Annotated in this window: 15 protein-coding genes; 9 read left to right on the forward strand and 6 right to left on the reverse strand. The window is 68.7% G+C overall.

The genetic code is table 11. From position 1 onward, the window contains the following. Positions 1 to 26: 26 nt before the first annotated feature. Positions 27 to 998 (reverse strand): aromatic prenyltransferase, encoded by a 972-nt coding sequence (locus tag KY572_RS26215; RefSeq protein WP_224245697.1) that lies wholly within the window; start codon positions 996 to 998, stop codon positions 27 to 29. A 210-nt stretch (positions 999 to 1,208) separates the two neighbouring features. Here KY572_RS26215 and KY572_RS26220 point away from each other — a divergent pair, with 210 nt between their 5' ends. Continuing rightward, entirely contained in the window at positions 1,209 to 2,597 is a 1,389-nt protein-coding gene (locus KY572_RS26220) for an FAD-binding protein (protein WP_224245698.1), read from the forward strand. A 71-nt stretch (positions 2,598 to 2,668) separates the two neighbouring features. Here KY572_RS26220 and KY572_RS26225 read toward each other — a convergent pair whose 3' ends face one another. Beyond that, positions 2,669 to 3,892: a hydroxymethylglutaryl-CoA reductase, degradative gene (locus tag KY572_RS26225; RefSeq protein ID WP_224245699.1), complete on the reverse strand. Its 1,224-nt coding sequence runs from the start codon at positions 3,890 to 3,892 to the stop codon at positions 2,669 to 2,671. A gap of 104 nt (positions 3,893 to 3,996) precedes the next feature. After that, positions 3,997 to 4,938, reverse strand: a complete 942-nt coding sequence (locus KY572_RS26230; RefSeq protein ID WP_317987902.1) for a polyprenyl synthetase family protein — start codon at positions 4,936 to 4,938, stop codon at positions 3,997 to 3,999. A gap of 174 nt (positions 4,939 to 5,112) precedes the next feature. Between KY572_RS26230 and KY572_RS26235 the strand changes: the two genes are divergently transcribed. From KY572_RS26235 to KY572_RS26250, 4 genes are all read left to right on the forward strand, one after another. Then, on the forward strand, positions 5,113 to 5,538 hold the full coding sequence (locus KY572_RS26235) for an ester cyclase (protein WP_224245700.1): 426 nt from the start codon (positions 5,113 to 5,115) through the stop codon (positions 5,536 to 5,538). Positions 5,539 to 5,700: 162 nt separating this feature from the next. Continuing rightward, entirely contained in the window at positions 5,701 to 5,892 is a 192-nt protein-coding gene (locus KY572_RS26240) for a microviridin/marinostatin family tricyclic proteinase inhibitor (protein WP_224245701.1), read from the forward strand. Positions 5,893 to 5,924: 32 nt separating this feature from the next. Then, positions 5,925 to 6,947, forward strand: coding sequence for an MvdC/MvdD family ATP grasp protein (locus KY572_RS26245; protein ID WP_224245702.1), 1,023 nt, complete (start codon positions 5,925 to 5,927; stop codon positions 6,945 to 6,947). Next, on the forward strand, positions 6,944 to 7,993 hold the full coding sequence (locus tag KY572_RS26250) for an MvdC/MvdD family ATP grasp protein (protein WP_224245703.1): 1,050 nt from the start codon (positions 6,944 to 6,946) through the stop codon (positions 7,991 to 7,993). Before KY572_RS26245 ends, KY572_RS26250 begins: the two co-directional genes overlap by 4 nt. Here KY572_RS26250 and KY572_RS26255 read toward each other — a convergent pair. The 3 genes from KY572_RS26255 to KY572_RS26265 all read right to left on the reverse strand — a co-directional run bounded on the left by KY572_RS26255 (position 7,924) and on the right by KY572_RS26265 (position 11,835). Then, complete coding sequence (locus KY572_RS26255; protein WP_224245704.1) at positions 7,924 to 9,267, reverse strand: hypothetical protein; 1,344 nt, start codon at positions 9,265 to 9,267, stop codon at positions 7,924 to 7,926. The two genes, KY572_RS26250 and KY572_RS26255, sit on opposite strands and share 70 nt — an antisense overlap. A gap of 48 nt (positions 9,268 to 9,315) precedes the next feature. Beyond that, positions 9,316 to 10,539 carry an extracellular solute-binding protein gene (locus tag KY572_RS26260; protein WP_224245705.1) on the reverse strand — a complete coding sequence of 408 codons (1,224 nt, stop codon included), beginning with the start codon at positions 10,537 to 10,539 and terminating at the stop codon, positions 9,316 to 9,318. 102 nt (positions 10,540 to 10,641) lie between these two features. Beyond that, positions 10,642 to 11,835 carry a vWA domain-containing protein gene (locus KY572_RS26265; protein WP_224245706.1) on the reverse strand — a complete coding sequence of 398 codons (1,194 nt, stop codon included), beginning with the start codon at positions 11,833 to 11,835 and terminating at the stop codon, positions 10,642 to 10,644. Positions 11,836 to 12,187: 352 nt separating this feature from the next. Between KY572_RS26265 and KY572_RS26270 the strand changes: the two genes are divergently transcribed. The 4 genes from KY572_RS26270 (at position 12,188) to KY572_RS26285 (ending at position 18,608) form a co-directional block, all read left to right on the forward strand. Further along, positions 12,188 to 12,718, forward strand: coding sequence for a GbsR/MarR family transcriptional regulator (locus KY572_RS26270; RefSeq protein ID WP_224245707.1), 531 nt, complete (start codon positions 12,188 to 12,190; stop codon positions 12,716 to 12,718). Positions 12,719 to 12,741: 23 nt separating this feature from the next. Then, positions 12,742 to 13,866 (forward strand): efflux RND transporter periplasmic adaptor subunit, encoded by a 1,125-nt coding sequence (locus KY572_RS26275; RefSeq protein WP_224245708.1) that lies wholly within the window; start codon positions 12,742 to 12,744, stop codon positions 13,864 to 13,866. Between the two features lie 26 nt (positions 13,867 to 13,892). Then, positions 13,893 to 16,997, forward strand: a complete 3,105-nt coding sequence (locus KY572_RS26280) for an efflux RND transporter permease subunit (RefSeq protein WP_224245709.1) — start codon at positions 13,893 to 13,895, stop codon at positions 16,995 to 16,997. A gap of 222 nt (positions 16,998 to 17,219) precedes the next feature. After that, positions 17,220 to 18,608, forward strand: coding sequence for a TolC family protein (locus tag KY572_RS26285; protein WP_224245710.1), 1,389 nt, complete (start codon positions 17,220 to 17,222; stop codon positions 18,606 to 18,608). Positions 18,609 to 18,624 lie beyond the last annotated feature (16 nt).

Genomic DNA, 18,624 nt, shown 5'->3' on the forward strand with positions numbered 1-18,624 from the left:
AGGGCGGGGAGCCCTGGGGCTTGGGTTCACACGGCCTGCTTCAGCCGTGGGAGCACGATGGAGCGCGTCTTGTCCCGATCGATGTCGACCTGCATCTTGACGCGCAGGAAGTAGCTGACGTCCCGCGCGTAGCCCCGCTCCAGCTTGACGTACGCCCGATTCGGAGAGAACGCCCAGGCGAGGATGTACTGCGGGTTGGCGTTCAGCGTGGGCGCGTGGTGCAGCACCTCGAGCCGGCGGCCCAGGGCGGGTAGGTGGATCTCCGGGTTCGGCGCGTCGTAGGGAATCTCGGGCGCGTAGGTGCACCACCGGAGCGGCTTGTCCTGCTGCCACGAGAACGTGAGCGCGACGCACCCATAGTTGGCCTGCGTCGCGAGGATGTCGTAGCAGACCTCCGACGAGGGCGTCACCGAGCCCATGGCATGGGCGAACGACTGGAGCCACTGCTCCGTCCGCAGCTCCATGTCCCAGCCGAAGTACACGTTCGTGGTGTGGTGCTGGAAGTCCGAGGAGACGAAGTACGTGGTGTCGAGCCCGAAGTGCCGCAGCAGCCCCTGCGCGTTCCGCACGCTGTCAGGCAGGGACGGCACCCGCTGGCAGAGGCGCTCGATGGGCGTGCAGCCGGTGAAGGACCAGGCCTTGGCCATCCCGAAGCCGGCGTCGAAGTCGAGCCCGGCGCTGAAGCTCCCCGGGCAGGTGTCCAGGATCTGGCTCTGCAGGGTGAGCAGCTGAGGATGCTCGGGTCCCACTAGTCCGGCCTCCCGCGCCACGGCCGTGCGGTTGATCGGCTCCGAATCGAGGATGCGGTAGTACAGGCCATCCCCGGGCTTGGTGGTGGCCTTGAACTGGACGGGGCGCTCGTGGAACTCCGTCCTGAACGCCTTCAGCGCTGCTCGGATCGTGTCCTCCTTGAAGCCCGCTCCGAGGCCTCGGGTGAGCTGGCGCATGTCCGTGATGAACTGCTCTTCTTCAAAGGATTGGGTGTCGATGAGTTCCATTCAGCCTGTCTCCAAGTGACTCGATGTCATGCAGGCAGAGTGGGGCCTGGCGGAAAGTGATGAACGTCTGGCGCCCTCCGGCAGGCTGGCGAGCGAGCACCTGAAGGACGACATGCTTCCGGGGGACGCCTTGCCCTCTTCGCGGGTCATCACAACCGCGCGCGGCGCTGTCTGACCTGAGAGTCCAAGCGCTTCGACAGGGGAGTCTTCATGGAGAGTACGTCTTTGGAGTGGCAGGGCCCGAGCCGCGATCCCGTGCCCGGGTTGGATGGGGTGTTGGTTTCCTCCGAGCCGGAGCTGCGAGGCGCGGCGGATGACTTCGGGCACGTGGTGAGCCGCCGGCCCTCGGCGGTGCTCCGGCCTGGCTCCGTCGACGACATCGCCCGGACGGTCCAGTTCGCCCGTAGGCATGGAGTGAAGATCGGCCCGCGCGGCCGGGCTCACGCCATGTACGGACACGCCCAGGTGCAGGCGGGCATCGTCATCGACATGGGCTCGCTCTCGGAGATCCACTCGATGGGGGAGGATCGGGTCGACGTGGACGCCGGCATCTCGTGGAGCGAGCTGGTGGCACGGACCCTCCCTCAGGGCCTGACTCCGCCGATCCTCACCGACTACCTGAACCTGTCCGTGGGCGGGACGCTGTCGATGGGCGGGGTGAGCGGCGCGAGCTTCCGGCACGGCGTCCAGGTGGACAACGTGCTGGAGCTCCATGTCGTCACAGGCGAGGGCCGGCGGGTGACCTGCTCTCCCACGCTCCATCGGGAGCTGTTCGAGGCCACGCTGGCGGGCATGGGGCAGTGCGGCATCATCGTCCGCGCCACCTTGCGGTTGCTGCCTGCTCCGACTCACGTCCGCGTCTTCGATCTCGGCTATGCCGATCCGGCCCAGCAGCTCCAGGACGAGCTCCGGGCGATCGAGGACGGGCGCTTCGACTACGTGGTCGGCTGCATCGTTCCCATGGGAGGACAGTGGATGTACCGGATGCTGGGGATCGCGTACTACACGCCCCCCGCGCGGCCGGAGGATGCTCGGCTGCTGGAGGGCCTCTCGTACCAGCGGGGCTCGGAGCAGATCATGGACTGCACGTACTTCGAGTTCCTGAACCGGCTCGTGCCTCCGCTCGCCGAGGTCGAGCGGCTCGGACTGCTCGCCCATCCGCATCCGTGGTGCGATCTGCTGGTGCCGGCTTCGAGGCTCGAGGAGTTCCTCGGCCAGGTGCTCCAGGAGGTCGCTCACGCGGAGCTGTCTCCCTACTTCCCGATCCTGCTGTATCCGTTCAAGCGGGACCGCCTCACCCGGCCGCTGTTCCGCGTCCCGGAGGAGGACACCTTCTTCCTGGTCGACATCCTGCGGACCGCGTCTCCGGAGACGGTGGATGCCGCTCGGATGGTTGCCCACAACCGCCAGCTCTTCGAGCGCAACCGCTCCTGGGGTGGGACGCACTACGCGATCAGCGCCATTCCGCTCTCTCACGAGGACTGGCGCCGTCATTACGGCTCCGTCTGGGAAGGCTTCGCGGCCGCCAAGCGCCGCTACGATCCGGACAACGTGCTGACGCCTGGCCCCGGCATCTTTGGCCCCGGCGCTCTTCAGTGAGCTCCGAGGGCCGCCCCCAGCGTTCAGCCTGCGCTGGGGGCGGTGCGCGCCCGGGCCAGTTGCTGCTCGGCTCAGGCGCTCTGCTTCAGGGAGGAGGACGCAGCCTGCGCTTCCACCTGTCGCTCCGTCAGGCCGCGGGCATGCAGCGCCATGTGGCCCTTCTGGATGCCCTCGGAGCCCAGGACCCGGAGGGCCGCCAGGTTCTGCGCCAGTCCCACCGCGGCGAACACCTGCGCCATCTCCCGCACGCTGGTGGCGCGCAGCAGCCTCAGCGCCAGCTTCACTCCCGGGTGCACGTTGACGCGCCCGCCCACCATTCCCAGCGCCAGCGGCAGCTCGATGCTTCCCACCAGGGAGCCCTCCTGCAGCGCCCAGGTGGACAGCGGCCGGTAGCGCCCATCGCGGCAGGCAAACGCATGCGCCCCGGCCTCGATGGCCCGCCAGTCCTGCCCGGTGGCGATGGCCACCGGGTCGATGCCATTCATGATGCCCTTGTTGTGTGTGGCGGCGCGGTAGGGATCGGCCTGGGCGAAGCGGCTGGCCTGGACGATGCCCTCGGCCAGGGCCAGGCCCGGTCGATGGCCATCCGTCAGCAGCTCCACGGGGATCCGGCAGGAGGCTCGCGCCAGGCGTTGATCCGCCAGGTTGGAGAGGATGCGCAGATACACCTTGCCTCCGGTGAGCCGCTCGATGAGCGGGGCGATCCCCTCCACCATCGTGTTCGTCAGGTTGGCGCCCATGGCCTCCAGGCAGTCGATGTGGAGGTGGACGATGAGCAGCGGCTCTCCGCTCGGGCCTTCGGGAGCCGGGAGCACGCGCACCGCCAGATCCCGGGCTCCGCCGCCCCGGCGCACCATGGTGGGATGGAAGCTGTTGGCCAGCGCCAGGAGCTCCTCCCTCGCCGCCAGGATGCGGTTCGAGGCCTCGGTGGGATCGCCGTAGTGCGCCACCTGCACCTGGCCGATCATGATGGAGGGGTCGGCTTCGGCCTGGAAGCCGCCAGCCTCTCGCACGATCTTGGAGGCGAACGAGACGGCCGCGACCACGGACGGCTCCTCCACCGCCATGGGTACCAGGTGGTCGCGCCCGTTGACGGAGAGGTTGAGCCCCAGCCCCATCGGCAGGGAGAAGACGCCCACCATGTTCTCGATCATCCGGTCCGCCAGCTCCGCCGGGAGCCCGGGGGAGTCCTGGAGCAGCTCGGAGTCCTCATCGGTGAGCTGGAGCATCCGCTGGAGCTTCTCCAGGCGCTCCCGCCGCGACAGCTTGTGGAAGCCGGCCAGCCGGGACGTCACCGGTACGGGGCACGTCTCCGGTTCGCCGCTTCGCTGCGAGCCGCGCGGCTCGGGAGCGTCTGGAAGGACTTGTCGAAGGAGGGGAGCTGCATCGCAGTCATGCTTCATTGCACTTGCTCCGGGTGTAGGGGATCCAATGCGTCACGAGCGATCGCGGCCAGGGGGCCGTCTGGTCCCTCGAGTGGCTCGATGGCGGCGATCGCTTCGGCCACCTTCCGGACCGCGAGGGCTCTCGAGGTCTTCAGACCCAGCACGGAGGCGAAGGTGATACGGCCGGCGACGGTCTCCGTCTCAGCGGTCGCGTCGCTCGCCCTGGCCCGCAGGTCGTCGCCGATCAGGAAGGCGAGCCCCACGGCGTCTCCGTAGACATCCACGCGCGCCAGGGTGTCCTCGTCCGCTCCCGCGGCGAGCGCTCCCATGCGGCACGAGGCGCGGATGAAGCCGCCGGTCTTCATCGAGTGCACCTGCAGCAGGTAGGCCAGGCGGGCGTCACGGTCGTTGACGAGGTCGGGCACCTGCCTGCTCACCATGCCCATCAGGCCCGTGCCCATGGCCAGCTCCCGGGAGAGCCGGGCGCGCACTGGCTCCGGTCCGCTCGAGAGCAGACGGAAGGCTTCGAGGATCAGAGCGTCGCCCGCTTGGGTGGCCAGGGTCTCGCCGAAGGCTCTCGAGGAAGAGGGCCGTCCGCGGCTCAGGGCTCTGTCGTCCATGGCCCGCAGGTCTTCGTGGATCTGCGAGCAGGTCTGGATGAGCTCGAGCGCGCATGCGGCGTCCTCCACCACCCGAGGGGGCACGCGCGCGCCGCTCACGGCCTCCGCGACAGCCAGGCACAGCACCGCCCGTCTTCGCTCGCTCTCGGCCAGCAGCGAGTAGCGCAACGCCTTCCTGACGAGGAGCGGCGAGCTGGGGGGGAGTTCGACCAGACGGGCGAGCAGAAGCGCTTCCAGCTGCGCCTTCCGCGACGCCACGTAGGTGTCTGCTTCGAAGGGGGAGGGGACCGCACCCTGTTCCACATCCATCGACTCGAGCATCATCATCACCGCCATCCAGAGGAGTCTTCTTCGATGGAGCAGGCTCCCTGAATGTGTGATGTGCCCCGGCCGGAATCCTCCCGAGGGGCCACGCTGGCTTTTCAACCCTCAGGCCCTCAGAGTGACGATGGGGGAGCTTGCCCCCGCACGGTCGCCTCGTGGCCGAGCACTCTGCACTGGAGACGACGCGTGACCCCGGAACAGAACAAGGCACTCGTGGTGAGGCTGTTCGAAGAGCTGCTCAACCAGCGCAATGTCTCTCGGGTCTCCGAGTTCCTGAGCCCTGGCTTCGAGCGTCATGACATCGGCCAGCTGTTCCCGGATCGCGTCGGGGCCGAGGGCACCAAGGATCATGTCGCGATGCTGCTGGCCGGGATCCCGGACATCCGCATGGATCTCATCGACGTGTTCGCGGAGGGAGATCGGGTGTGTGCGCGCTATGTGGCGCATGGCACCCACACGGGAGAGCTGTTCGGGCGGCCTGGCACGGGCAATCCCGTGCGCTGGGAGGGCATCAACATCTACCGCCTGGTCGACGGGAAGATCGCCGAGACATGGCAGCTCGCCGACAACCTCCGGTTGCTGCGGCAGATCGGCGTACTGCCAGCTGCCTGAGTGCTTCGAGTGCTCCCGCGCTGGACGGGCAGGGGGCCCCGCTCGACATCTTGGTTCCTCACATCCGGTCTCCGACCTGTCGAACCTCATCGAGGACACGGCGCGCACCGCGTCGAGTCCTCGCGCAGCCGCCTGATGAACAGGCGGCAAAGGAGACGGGTGATGAAGAAGACCGCAGCGGACAAGGCACAGCAGAAGGGAAAGAAGCCGTTCTTCGCGCGCTTGCTGGAGGCGCAGGACCTGGAGCAGGCGTCGGGAGGCACCACCTTCCAGACCAAGAAGTACCCCTCGGACTCGGATGAGTTCTTCACGATGAAGTACCCCTCGGACTCGGACGAGGACTTCTCCAAGTAGCCACTCGTCGTCTCACCCCGAGGACCTCTCCCATGCTCCCCGCTCGCGACATCGTCCTGCTCGTCACCCACAGCCGGGACCACTTCACGGTGGACCGGGTCGCGCAGGAGGTGTCGCGGCGGGGAGCACATCCGCTGCGCGTCGACACCGATGGCTTTCCCTCCGAACTCGAGCTGACGACCGAGATGGATGGCGACAGCGGTGGGGTGACGCTGCGCACCGCCACCCAGGAGATTCCGGGCGAGGCCATCCGCGCCGCGTGGTTGCGGCGGCTGGGGCTCCCTCGGATCGCCGAGGACATGGAGCCCGTCTGGCGCGAAGGCTGCGTGCGCGAGTCGCAGGCGGCGATCGAGGGATTTCTCGGGGGGCTGGAGGCCGCCGGCTGCCGCTTCATCAACCCGCTCGAAGCCGGGCGCGCCGCCACCCACAAGCTGCAGCAGCTCCGCCTGGCTCGCTCGCTGGGCCTCGAGGTACCACGCACGCTGGTGACCAATGAGCCGGCCCGCGTGCGCTCCTTCTTCGAGCAGGTCGAGCGCCGCATGGTCGCCAAGATGCTGACGCCCCTGAGCCAGTCCATGGAGGGAGACCAGCCCTTCGTCTACACGAGCGCCATCGGCCCCGAGCACCTCGAGGAGCTCGACGGTCTGAGCCAGAGCCCCATGGTGTTCCAGGAGCGCATCGACAAGGCCCGCGAGCTGCGGGTCATCGTCGTAGGCCACCAGTGCTTCGTGGGCGCCATCGATGCCTCGGGCTCGGCGGCGGGCCAGGTGGACTGGAGGCGGGCCGGGCGCGGGGAGTGTGGTTGGGCGCCGGGTGAGCTGCCAGCGGACGTGGCCGCTCGGCTGCAGCGCCTGGTGGCGAGCCTGGGGCTCGTGTACGGCGCCGCGGATCTGATCGTCACACCCGACGGGAGGCACGTCTTCCTCGAGGTGAACCCTGGGGGTGAGTGGGGAATGCTCGAGCGCGATCTCGGCCTGCCCATTGCCGCGGCCCTGGCCGATGCGCTCGTCGTCGAAGACGGCCTCCCCCGACAGCCTGCTCCGGAGAGCCCATGACCATCCTCATCGTGACCCGCTCCAGTGACCAGATGGCGCCCGCGGCCGTGGCACGCGCCCTCGCGGACCGGGGCGTGCCGTCCTACCGCTTCGACACCGATCTGTTCCCCACCCAGGTCCGGCTCGTGCTCGATGAGCGCGGTGGCGGCTGGCTGTCCGGACCCGAGGGGGTGCTCGCGCTGAAGGACATCTCGGCGGTCTGGTATCGCCGCAGCGCGACGGGCGAGCGCATTCCCAGGGAGCTCGATCCGCAGCTGCGCCAGCCCTCGGTGGAGGAGAGCCGGCGCGTGGTGTTCGGGATGCTGGCGGCGCTCGGCGTCTTCCAGCTGGACGCGCTCGAGACCGTGCGGCGCGCGGAGCACAAGCCGCTGCAGCTCGAGCTGGCGCGCTCCCTGGGGCTGGATGTTCCCCGGACGATCATGACCAACGACGCGGAGGCGGTGCGCGCCTTCGCCGCGAGCTGCGCCGGAGGCGTGGTGACGAAGATGATGTCGTCGTTCGCCGTCTACGACGAGCAAGGCCAGGAGCAGGTGGTGTTCACGACGCCCCTGGAGGCTCCGGCGCTTGAGGACCTGGAGGGCCTGGAGCTGTGTCCGATGACCTTCCAGGAGCGGATCGCCAAGGCGCTCGAGCTGCGCGTGACGGTGGTGGGAGACCGGGTGATGGCCGCCGCCATCGACTCGCAGGCGCTCCCCGGGGCCCGCAACGACTGGCGCCGGCAGGGGCTGGCGCTCCTGGAGGCCTGGCAGCACTACACGCTGCCCAAGCCGGTCGAGCGCCAGGTGCTGGCGCTGATGGCGGCGCTGGGGCTCAACTATGGCGCCTTCGACTTCATCGTCACGCCCGAGGGACGCCACGTCTTCCTCGAGGTGAACCCGGCGGGCGAGTTCATGTGGCTGACGCAGTACCCGGGGCTGCCCATCGCCGAGGCCCTGGCGGACGTGCTGACCGGACGCGCGGTGCGCCGGTATGGGGCTCAGGGAACCGGCGGTCGGATCCGCACCCAGGTGCTCGACGTCGAGCTCGAGACCTCCGTTCCCCAGTAGAAGCCATGAGAGGCATAGGGACTGAACAGCTTCGTGTCGAGCGCCTCGAGGACGAGCGTCTTCTGCCGCGGAACCCAGGTCACCACGCCGGCGATGTAGGGCTTCCAGAGCGCCGAGTCGGTACGAGCGACGATGGGAACCGCCGAGGGGCGCATCAGCGGCGTGGCGAGCGGGACGATGTTGGCCCCGATCGACAGCGAGCCCTGCTCCTGGAGTTGCCCCTGGGCCCACACCCAGCGGCGGATGAGCCCCATGGTCAGCCCCGAGGGCGCGGGCACGGGCGGATCCTTGGTCCACAGGATGCCGGGCTCGAAGCCGTAGATTTCTCCGGGCAGCAGCAGGCACTCCCCTGGCGCGCGCTGGAACCTCCCGGACAGCAGCTGGTGCCGGCAGACCTGCACGGCGGAGTCGTTCCCCAACCTGGCGCGGGTGGCGACAGCCAGCCAGTCTCCGTTGCGCACCAGGGCCGCATAGGGGCTGTGCGACTGGATCTGCGCGATGGGGCGCGTCCAGGGTTCGGCGGCTCCAGCCTCCAGGTCACCGTCCTGGAAGGTGTAGCGCACCAGCGAGTGCTGATGCAGCACGACCAGCTCCTCCGCGACCGCGACCAGGAACTCCGGAGTGCTCTGCAAGTGGGAGAGGGAGCCCGTCAGCAGCAGCTCCGTGCCTGTGTCCACGTACCGCTCGACGGTCGAGCTCCCCACCACCCAGATCACATCCCCGGAGACGGCCAGCCTGGAGCTGCTGGAGAAGACCCGCGCGCTCGTCCTGTCGCGCAGCACGCGGGTGTCACAGACCCAGGCGCCCTGGAGCGTGCGCTCGAGCGAGCCACACGTGCCAGGCAGCGGCGTGCTGGAAGTCTCCGCGGTGCGGTCGCTCGCTACGAGGAAGTCGAACTGGTGGATGCCTCCCACCTGGGAGAACGCCACAAGGATGTGGTGCGGCCCCGGGCGCTCGGGGGTGAACGTGAGGACCGAGGGCAGGCCGCGCTCACCGAGCTCGATCTGGTGGGCGACCGGCTCGCCGCTCGGCCCCTCCACCTCGGCGGTGACGGAGGTGGGTTGGGGATCGTCGATGCCGCAGCTGCTGCTGAAGGGCATGACGTCCACGGTGACCTGCTGGCCCGAAAGGAAGAGCCCCAGCCCGGTCACCGGCGGGGGCTGCGAGCCGATGACAAAGCACTCAGGGGGAGGCGGGGCATCATCCGAGCAGGCCGAGAGCCCGAGCAGCGTCGAGGCGGCAACGGCGAGACGGAGCGTCCGAGAGAGCATCATGAGAGTCCTCATCGCATGTTGAAGCTGCCAGGAGGGACCGCGCGCGCGCTACCGCTTCCGCCGCAGGCTCGCCACGTCCTTCCGCACGGCCTTCTGCGCCTCCTGAAGCGCCGTCTTCGGGGAGGAGGCCTTGCGCGTGATGGCGTTCATGGCCGAGGTCATCGGGGACCAGAGCATCGTCATCTCCGCCACGTTGGGCATGGGGACGGCGGTCTCCGCCTGAGTGCGGAACGCGGCCAGCGTCGCGTCCTTCGCGATCTCCGGATCCTTATAGATGGGCTCGAAGGCGGGGTTCTGGCGCCCCACCTGCGCCATGATCTTCGCTCCCTCCGGGCCCGTGAGGTAGCTCACGAAGTCGAACGCCGCCTCCTTGTTCTTGGACGGCGCGGCCACGGCGACACCCTCCACCGTCATCCACGGCCGCATCGGCTTGCCACCGGCCTCGTCCACCGTGGGCAGCGGGGCCAGCCCGTAGTCGATCTCCGGGGCAATCTCTCCCAGGAACCACGGGCCCGAGAACACCATGGACGCCTGGCCGGCGTTGAACAGCGAGGTGGTCAGCACCGTGGAGGGCTCGGGCGGCAGGATGCGATCCTTGTCCACCCAGCGCAGCAGCAGCTCCATCGCCTTCACGTTCTCGGGCGCGTCCAGGCGAGGCGTGGGGCCCGGATCGAACACGCGGCCGCCAAACGCGTTCATCAGCGCCGCGTGGTAGTAGAAGTCCGTGTACGGGTAGACGAGGCACGTGGAGCCCTGGGCCGGCGCTGCCTTCTTGCAGGCGGCCAGCAACTCCCCCGTCGTCTTCGGCGGCCTGGCCACCAGCTTCTTGTTGTAGATGAGGGTGATGACCTTGAAGTTCAGGGGCAGTCCGTAGACGGAGCCCCGATAGGTCATCGCCTCCAGCGTGCTGGGGATGAAGCGCTTCTTGACGGCGTCATCCAGGAAGAAGTCGAGCGGCTCGAGCGTGTTGCCGCTCTCCACCCAGCCTCCGAGCCGGTCCTGCGGGAAGATGAAGATGTCCGGCCCAACGCCTCGCGGCACGGTGGCGGTGATCTTGTCCGTGAAGGCGTCCGAGGGAATGGCGCGCAGAGCGACCTTCACACCCGAGCCGCCCTTGGCCGCGTTGTAGGCGGCGACCACCTTCTCCAGCCCGGCGCGCTCGGCGGCCCGGTAGCCGTGCCAGACTTGAAGCTCGGTGGGCCCGCCCTGGGCCCACGCGAGCAGGGGCGTCGTCAGCCAGAGGAGGAGCAGGGAGAGGAAGCCGCGTCTCATGCGAGGGACCTCGAAGGTGAGGGCCCTACGGGAACCTCTTTCACTCCGTCGCGTCAAGCCGCGCCCCACCGGGAGGCGTGCGCGGCCCGACATACGCACGGCTCACTCCAGCGCCATGCCCTGCGCGGCGGCCTGCTTCGTGGCCGACTCGATGATGGCCTTGTCGAGCGTGTCGGCCCCCGCGGAGGCCGCGGCCTTCTCCTTCTCCGCGACGAACTTCTGGCGCTCGGCCTGCAGCTTCTGGATCTTCGCCTGGATCTCCTCGCGCTCCTTCGCCTTCGCGTCGACGAGGGCCTGGCGCTCCTGCGCGCTCTTGCCCTTCAGCTCCTCCGGCAGCTCCTCATCCTTCAGGGCGTCCAGCTTCACCTTGCCCTTCTTCGTCCCGTCCACCAGGTCCCACCCCGAGTTGTCATAGAGGCGGCTCGCCTTGGACATCGCGCGGGTGGTGGCGCTGCCCGCGAACGCCGAGGCGTTGGTGTCCTGGGCCTCCTGGCGCCGCTTGGCCTCCACGCCCTTGCTGCCATAGCCGATGTACGTCTTGTTCAGCTCGCGCCCCAGCCGGGCGATCTCGTCATCCTGCGGCGCGGCGATGTACGCCACGGCCCGGTTCTGATCGATGTTGAGCGACTGGCCCTGCGCGAACTTCGCCGCCGCCGTCCAGCCCGTGCTCGAGCCCTCCTGCGCCGAGCCGCAGTGGATGGTGTTCACCGTGATGCCTCGCTCCTTCGCATCCGAGATGGCGCTCTCGTACGTCACCGGCCCCTGCGAGAAGGGCTCGTTGCCCGCGATGTAGATGAGCTTCAGGTCCCCCTGGGCCTTGCTCCACTCCAGGTTGCGCGTGGCCTTCTGGATGACCATGCCGCAGTACTCGTCCCCGCCGCCGGTCTTCAGGCCGAACAGCTCCTCGGACACCTTGTCCAGGTCCGTGGTGAAGGGGAGGATCTGCCGGATGTAGCCGCCCTCGGCCGCCAGCGAGCTCTTGCCGTACTCGTAGAGGGCGATCTCCAGGTGCGCCAGCTTCGTGCCTCGCCGCGCCTTCTGGAACGTGTTCACCACGGTCCACAGCTGGCGCTTGGCCTGGTCGATGAGCCCATCCATGCTGCTGCTGGTGTCGAGCAGGATCGCGATCTGCACCCGCGGAGCGCTGTGAGCCGCGTCGAGCGCCGCCGGCGAGGCCCCCGTGGGCGCGGGCTTCTCCTTCGCGGGCTGGGCCTGGTGGGGCGCGGTGGGGCCGTTGGCCAGGGCCACGGTAGGGAAAGTGAGCAGACCAAGGCCGAGAGCGAGGGGCTTGAGCATGAGCGTCTCCGATGTGGGGAAGTCTGGCGGCACGCAGTGGAAGCGGCCGTGCACACCCTCAAACGGGCCTCGCTCGAAAAAGGTCTACGCCCTTTGGAAGACGCCGCGCGCCCGCGCCCACCCGCCCTCACCAGGAGTGCATGGATTGGAGACCTCCCGGGTCTTGACGCAGGACGCCAGTCTTTTTGAACCCTTGGCCACCTGGCGGGCCTCATCCCACATGGAATTGGGGCTCTGTGACCTAATCGTCATCGGAACCCTTTATATTTCTTAATCTTTCAGTCTTGACTGAACGAACCGAAGAAACTATTTGAGCACGGCGTTCAACCAACCCAGGGGAAAGGAGGCTGCCATGGAGGTGGATGAGAAGGATGGGCTGTGTCTAACAGCCGATGACCAGCGGTTCATCGAAGCGCTGGGACTTCACTTCGAGAACAGGGCGGGCTTCCCTAGGATTGGCGGGCGCATGCTGGGGCTGCTGATGCTGGCCCCCAAGCCGCTGGCGCTCGGGAGCATCGCCGAGCTGCTCAAGGTGAGCCCCGCCTCGGTGTCCACGAACATCCGGCACTTCCACGAGAAGGGTCTGGTCGAGGAGATCGGCCTGCCGGGGGATCGCCGCCACTACTACATCTTCAGCGACTCGGCCTGGGAGCATCGGTTCGAGGACGCCAACAAGGGCATCACGGAGTTCCTGCAGATCATGCGCAGCCGCTTGGACTACCTCGGTCGCGAGGAGAGCGCGTGCAAGCAGCGGCTGCTGTCCGCCATCGAGTTCTTCGACTTCTTCCTGGGCATGCTCACCTCCGCGCGCGAGCGCTGGCGCACCCGCGCCAAGCCGTCCGAGGCGCCCTCCACGCCCGAGCCCTCTCGTTCCGTTTCCTGAGTTCTTCTCGAGGTCCCACGCATATGAATCCACGCTCCCTCTCCCGTCTCCTCCTGATCGGCACGCTGGCCACCACCGCGGGCATGGGCTGCTCCGAGGCTCGCGCCAACAAGGGCGAGAAGGCTCAGCTGCCCGCGGGGGCCAGCGCCGGCAACGGCCAGCCCACGGTGGGTGTCCGCGCGACGCCCGCGCTCGACAAGCTGCAGGGGGACGTCGCTCGCGTGACGGGCCAGGTGCGCGCCCGGCTCGAGGCCACGCTCAGCGCTCCGGCCACCGGCACCATCGACAAGCTGCTGGTGAACGTGGGTGACCGCGTGAAGAAGGGCGCCCCGATGATGGTGCTGGACACCTCCAACATCGCCATCGGCGTGGATCAGGCCGCGGCCGCCCGCGAGATGGCGAAGGCGGCGCTGGACAACGCCAACACGGAGCTGGAGCGGACCAAGAAGCTCTTCGAGGGCGGCAGCGCGGCCCAGGCCATCCTCGACAAGGTCCAGGCCGGTCAGCGTCAGGCCGCCGCGGGGTTCTCCCAGGCCGATGCCGCCTGGCGCTCCGCCCAGGAGACGCTGCGTGACCACACCCTGCGCGCCCCCTTCGACGGGGTGGTGACGGCGCGGATGAAGAACATTGGCGACACGGTGGCGATGATGCCGCCCACGCCCATCTTCATGATCACCAACGTGGACGAGCTGGAGGTGCGCCTGCCGGTGCCCGAGTCCCTGGCCAGCGCGCTCAAGGACGGCATGAAGCTCAGCGGCCGCGTCATCCCCGGCAACACGCCCTTCGAGGCCACCGTGCGCACGGTGGGCGCGGTGGTGGACGCCAGCAGCCGCACCGTGGAGGTGCTGGCGGACGTGACGGGCAAGCCGGAGACGCCGCTGCGGCCGGGCTCGCTGGCGGAGCTGGACTTCTCCCGCAGCGAGGCGCTCGCCGGCCTCTTCCTGCCGTCGCAGGCGCTGCTGAAGGACGACAAGGGCAGCTACGTGTTCATCGTCGAGGACGGGCGCCTGGTGCGCCGCGACGTGCAGGCGCTCCCCGTGACGCCGCGCTTCGCCCAGGTGCGCTCCGGCCTGCAGCCCCAGGACAAGGTGGTGGTGGAGGGTGCCGCCTCCCTGCGTGAGGGGCTCGCCGTGAGCGTGGTGCAGTAACTCAGAGGACCGAACGGGTACATCTCATGGATCCCATCAAGACATTCATCCGTCAGCCCATCTTCACCGCCATGCTCATCATGGCGGTGGTGGTGTTCGGCCTCTTCGCCTATCCGAAGATCGGCGTCGATCAGTTCCCCGACGTGGACTTCCCCGTCGTCACCGTCACCACCATCCTGCCCGGCGCGGACCCGGAGACGGTGGAGAACAACATCAGCGACCCGCTCGAGGAGGCGCTCAACACGCTCAGCGGCGTGGAGACGCTGCGCTCGGTGAACGTGGAGAGCGTGTCGCAGATCATCGTCCAGTTCTCGCTCGACAAGAACGTGGACGTGGCGGCGCAGGACGTGCGTGACCGCGTCCAGGCCACCCTGTCCAAGCTCCCCAACGAGGCCGAGGCGCCCGTGGTGGAGAAGTTCGACATCGGCGCCGCGCCCATCCTCACCCTGGCGGTCAGCGGCTCGCTGCCCATCCAGGAGATCACCCGCCTGGCCGATGACGTCGTGAAGCCGGCGCTGCAGCGCAAGCAGGGCGTGGGCGGCATCGATCTGGTCGGTGGCCAGGAGCGCGAGATCCAGGTCATCGTGGATCCCGGCCTGCTGCGCAGCTACGGCGTGTCCATCTCGGACGTGACGCAGGCGCTGCGCGCGCAGAGCGTGGACATCCCGGGCGGCCGCACGTCGGAGCCCGGCGCCGAGCGCGTGGTGAAGCTCGAGGGCGAGGCGCGCAGCGTGGACGCGCTGCGCAACCTCATCATCGCCAGCCCCGCCGGAGCGCCGGTGCGCATCCGGGACGTGGCCAACGTGGTGGACGGGCCCGAGGAGGCGCGCTCGGGGGCGACGTTCAACGGCGAGCGCGCCGTGGCGATGGTGGTGCGCAAGCAGTCCGGCGCCAACACCGTGCAGGTGGCCCATGACGTCATGGAGTCCCTGGAGGAGATCACCGCGCTGCTGCCCAAGGGCGTGAAGGTGTCGACGGTGACGGACGGCTCCAGGTTCATCCGCTCCTCCATCGCGGCGGTGCAGGAGGACCTGGTGCTGGGCGGCATCCTCGCCGTGGTCATCGTGCTGCTGTTCCTGCGCAACTGGCGCTCCACGCTGGTGTCCGCGGTGGCGCTGCCCACCTCCGTGATTGGCACCTTCGCGGTGATGCAGGCCCTGGGCTTCACGTTCAACGTCGTGACGATGCTGGCGCTGACGCTGTCCATCGGTCTGCTCATCGACGACGCCATCGTGGTCATCGAGAACATCATCCGCCACATGGAAGAGGGCGCTGGCCCCTTCGAGGCGGCCTACGAGGCCACCAAGGAGATCGCCCTGGCGGTGCTCGCGGTGACGCTCTCCATCGTGGCGGTGTTCATCCCCGTGGCCTTCATGGAAGGCATGATGGGCAAGTTCTTCTACCAGTTCGGCGTCACGGTGGCCGTGGCGGTGGCCATCTCGTACTTCGTTTCGATGACGCTCACGCCCATGCTCTCCAGCCGCCTGCTCAAGCACCACGGCGAGCCGGGCGCCGTCTCCCGGGGCATCGAGCGGGTGCTGACGGCCACGGAGAACACCTACCGGCGCGCCCTGCGGTGGATGCTCGATCACCGGGCCGTGACCATGGGCCTCGCGGTGGGCGTGCTCTTCCTCACGCTCTTCCTGGCGCGCTTCATCAACTTCACCTTCATCCCCGCTCAGGACATGAGCATGACGAAGGTGACGGTGGAGATGCCGGTGGGCACGCCGCTGGAGCGCACGCAGCAGGAGCTGGCCAGCGTCCGCGCCCAGCTGGAGAAGCTGCCGGGCGTGGACAGCGTCTACACCTCCGCGGGGGGTGGCGTGCAGGAGGAGGTCCACAAGGGCGAGCTGATGGTGAACCTCGTGCCCCTGCACGATCGCGAGTATGGCCAGCAGGACTTCAAGCAGTTCGTGCGCCAGAACATCGTGCGCAGCGCGGGAGTGCTGCTGAACGCGCAGGACTACGCGGCCGTGAGCGGCGGTGGCGCTCGCTCCCAGCCGGTGCAGTTCAACATCCGTGGCGACAACTGGCAGGAGGTCATCGCGGCGGCGGAGAAGACGCGTGACGCCATGAGGAAGCAGCCGGGCTTCGTGGACGTGGACCTCTCCTACCGCTCGGGCAAGCCGCAGCTCTCGGTGGAGATCGACCGCGAGCGCGCCGCCAGCATCGGCGTGCCCGCCGCCATGCTCGGCACCACGCTGCGCTCGTTCCTGGGCGGTGACGCCGTCATCCAGTACCGCGAGGGCGGTGACACCTTCGACGTGAAGGTGAAGCTGCCTCCCGAGGTGCTGGCTGATCCCGATCAGGTCGGCGCCCTCGCGGTGCGCACGCCCATGGGACAGCTCGTCGAGCTGCGCACCGTGGCGGACATCCGCCCGGACGAGGGCCCCTCGCAGATCGATCGCCAGGCGCAGAAGCGTCAGATCACCGTGCTGGCGGAGCTGCGCAACTACAGCCTCGGCGAGGCCATCGGGTTCCTCACCAACTTCGCCAAGCAGGAGCTGCCGCCCACCATCGTCACCGACTTCGAGGGTCAGGGTAAGGAGCTGGCCAAGGCCGGCAAGGCCTTCGTGCTCGCGCTCTTCCTGGGCATCATCCTCGTGTACATGATCCTGGCGGCCCAGTTCGGCAGCCTCCTGGATCCGGTCACGATCATGATGTCGCTGCCCTTCGCCATCATCGGCGCGCTGGGAGGCCTGCTGCTGTCGGGTGAGTACATGTCCATGTTCGCGATGATCGGCATCATCATGCTCATGGGCCTGGTGACGAAGAACGGCATCCTCCTGGTGGACTTCACCAACCAGCTCAAGGAGCAGGGCAAGAGCACGCGGGACGCGCTGCTGGAGGCGGGCCCCATCCGCCTGCGCCCCATCCTGATGACGACCATCGCGATGATCGCCGGCATGGTGCCGGTGGCGCTGGCTCGCGGCGACGGCGCGGAGACGCGCGTGCCCATGGCCATCGCCATCATCGGCGGCCTCACCACCTCCACGGTGCTGACGCTGGGCGTGGTGCCCGTCTTCTACTCGCTGGTGGACGGCCTGCGGCGCCGCGTGTCTGGCAAGCGCCCCACCGACACCGAGAAGCCCGCGGCCGGCGAGCTGCACCCGAAGGCCGACGCCGCCTGATTCACGGCGCGGGGGACGGAGGTGGCCTCCGCCCCGCTCCTCCCAGACGGGAAGAGGACTCAGCCGTCCTCCGCGCCCTGAGTGTTTCCGTGGTCTTGGACCTGGACGGGAGTAGTGTGTCCGCCCTCGTCCCGCAGTACTTCCTCAGACAGGACGAACCGTCTTTATGCGCTTCCACCTGCTGTCTCTCGTCGTGAGTCTCGCAGTGCCCTGGAGGGTCTCATGAACCCCCTTGCCCTCGTTGCCCTCGTCGCCCTGGCCGCGGAGCCAGGCGCCGCGCCCCGGAAGCTGACCTTCCAGGAGGTGCTCACCCGGACGGAGTCCCAGAGCCTGGAGCTGCAGGCCGCGCGGGCCCGGCTGGCCCAGGCCCAGGAGCTGTCCTCGAAGGCGTGGAGCGGCTACCTGCCGCAGATCTCCGCCGGGGCCTCCTATACCCGCAACAATGTCGAGGCTACCTTCGCGCTTCCTACTGGCTACGCCATCCGGGAAGTCGGCGGGCCGACGAGCGATGACCCGAACCTGCCGGGCGCGCCCACCAACTTCGCCCTCGTCCCCGTGGGCGTCCAGGAGGTGCCCATCCAGAAGCTGAACCAGCTGGGCGCCCAGGTGCAGCTCAACCAGGCCATCTTCGCTCCGGCGCTGTGCATGGCCATCAAGAGCGCGGGGATCGCCGAGGACGTGGCGACCCTCAACGTGGAGGCGGCGCGCCGGGAGATCCTCTTCGGCGCCGCGCAGCTCTACTTCGGCGCGGCGGGGCTGCTGCAGGCCGTCACGGTGCAGGAGCGGCTGCTGGTGGTGTACACCGCGCGTGAGAAGGACGCGCAGGTGAGCTTCGACGTGGGAGCCCAGCCCAAGGTGGCGCTGCTGCGCGCCCAGATCGACAGGGCCCGCGCCGAGCAGGATCTGCTGCGCGCGCGCAACTCCTACCTGAGCACCATCCAGGCGCTGGCCACGCTGCTGAACGAGCCGGCGGACTTCGACGTGGTGGTGCCGGAGGAGCCGGTGCTGCCCGAGGGCATCGAGCAGCTGGAGGCCGCGGTGCAGAAGCGGCCGGACGTGGTGGCGGCGCAGCGGAACATCGAGCTGGCGGAGACGGGGCGCAGCAGCGTGAAGTGGCGGTACGCGCCCACCCTGGGCCTGTCGGCCGCCTACCGGTGGGCCAACGCGGCGGGCTTCACGGGCCAGAACACCAGCTGGGCCATCACCCTGGGCCTGCAGTGGGTGCTGTGGGACGGCGGCCTGCGCGAGGCGGAGCTGCGCGAGAGCAGCGCGAAGATTGCCGAGGCCAAGGCCAACGCCAGCGCCGCGGAGAACCGGGCGCGGGACGAGGTGCGCCGCGGGCTGCTGGACCTGGCCAGCGCGCGCGCCAACCGCCTCAAGGCCGAGGAGCAGCTGCGCCTGGCGCGGGAGAGCCAGCGCCTGGTGGACGTGAGCTTCAAGGCGGGCACGGCCACGTACCTCGAGGTGACGGACGCCAACACCTCGCTGGCGGCCGCGGAGACGGGGTTCGTGGGCGAGACGCTCAACGCCTCGCTGGCCGCGCTGCGCGTGCTCAAGGCCGCCGGCATGTTCGCTCCCACGCCTCTGGCGCCGCAGCAGGGCGAGCAGTAGCTCGAGGTGGTGGCGC

This window comes from Hyalangium gracile (assembly GCF_020103725.1).
In the GTDB taxonomy this organism is placed as follows: Bacteria; Myxococcota; Myxococcia; order Myxococcales; family Myxococcaceae; genus Hyalangium; species Hyalangium gracile.

Bases quoted from the DNA above. Each gene is read 5' to 3' on its own strand.
- KY572_RS26285 (WP_224245710.1), top strand. From the start codon at position 17,220: ATGAACCCCCTTGCCCTCGTTGCCCTCGTCGCCCTGGCCGCGGAGCCA.
- KY572_RS26240 (WP_224245701.1), top strand. From the start codon at position 5,701: ATGAAGAAGACCGCAGCGGACAAGGCACAGCAGAAGGGAAAGAAGCCG.
- KY572_RS26245 (WP_224245702.1), top strand. From the start codon at position 5,925: ATGCTCCCCGCTCGCGACATCGTCCTGCTCGTCACCCACAGCCGGGAC.
- KY572_RS26255 (WP_224245704.1), bottom strand. From the start codon at position 9,267: ATGATGCTCTCTCGGACGCTCCGTCTCGCCGTTGCCGCCTCGACGCTG.
- KY572_RS26265 (WP_224245706.1), bottom strand. From the start codon at position 11,835: ATGCTCAAGCCCCTCGCTCTCGGCCTTGGTCTGCTCACTTTCCCTACC.
- KY572_RS26220 (WP_224245698.1), top strand. From the start codon at position 1,209: ATGGAGAGTACGTCTTTGGAGTGGCAGGGCCCGAGCCGCGATCCCGTG.
- KY572_RS26275 (WP_224245708.1), top strand. From the start codon at position 12,742: ATGAATCCACGCTCCCTCTCCCGTCTCCTCCTGATCGGCACGCTGGCC.
- KY572_RS26215 (WP_224245697.1), bottom strand. From the start codon at position 998: ATGGAACTCATCGACACCCAATCCTTTGAAGAAGAGCAGTTCATCACG.
- KY572_RS26280 (WP_224245709.1), top strand. From the start codon at position 13,893: ATGGATCCCATCAAGACATTCATCCGTCAGCCCATCTTCACCGCCATG.
- KY572_RS26230 (WP_317987902.1), bottom strand. From the start codon at position 4,938: ATGGCGGTGATGATGATGCTCGAGTCGATGGATGTGGAACAGGGTGCG.
- KY572_RS26260 (WP_224245705.1), bottom strand. From the start codon at position 10,539: ATGAGACGCGGCTTCCTCTCCCTGCTCCTCCTCTGGCTGACGACGCCC.
- KY572_RS26250 (WP_224245703.1), top strand. From the start codon at position 6,944: ATGACCATCCTCATCGTGACCCGCTCCAGTGACCAGATGGCGCCCGCG.
- KY572_RS26270 (WP_224245707.1), top strand. From the start codon at position 12,188: ATGGAGGTGGATGAGAAGGATGGGCTGTGTCTAACAGCCGATGACCAG.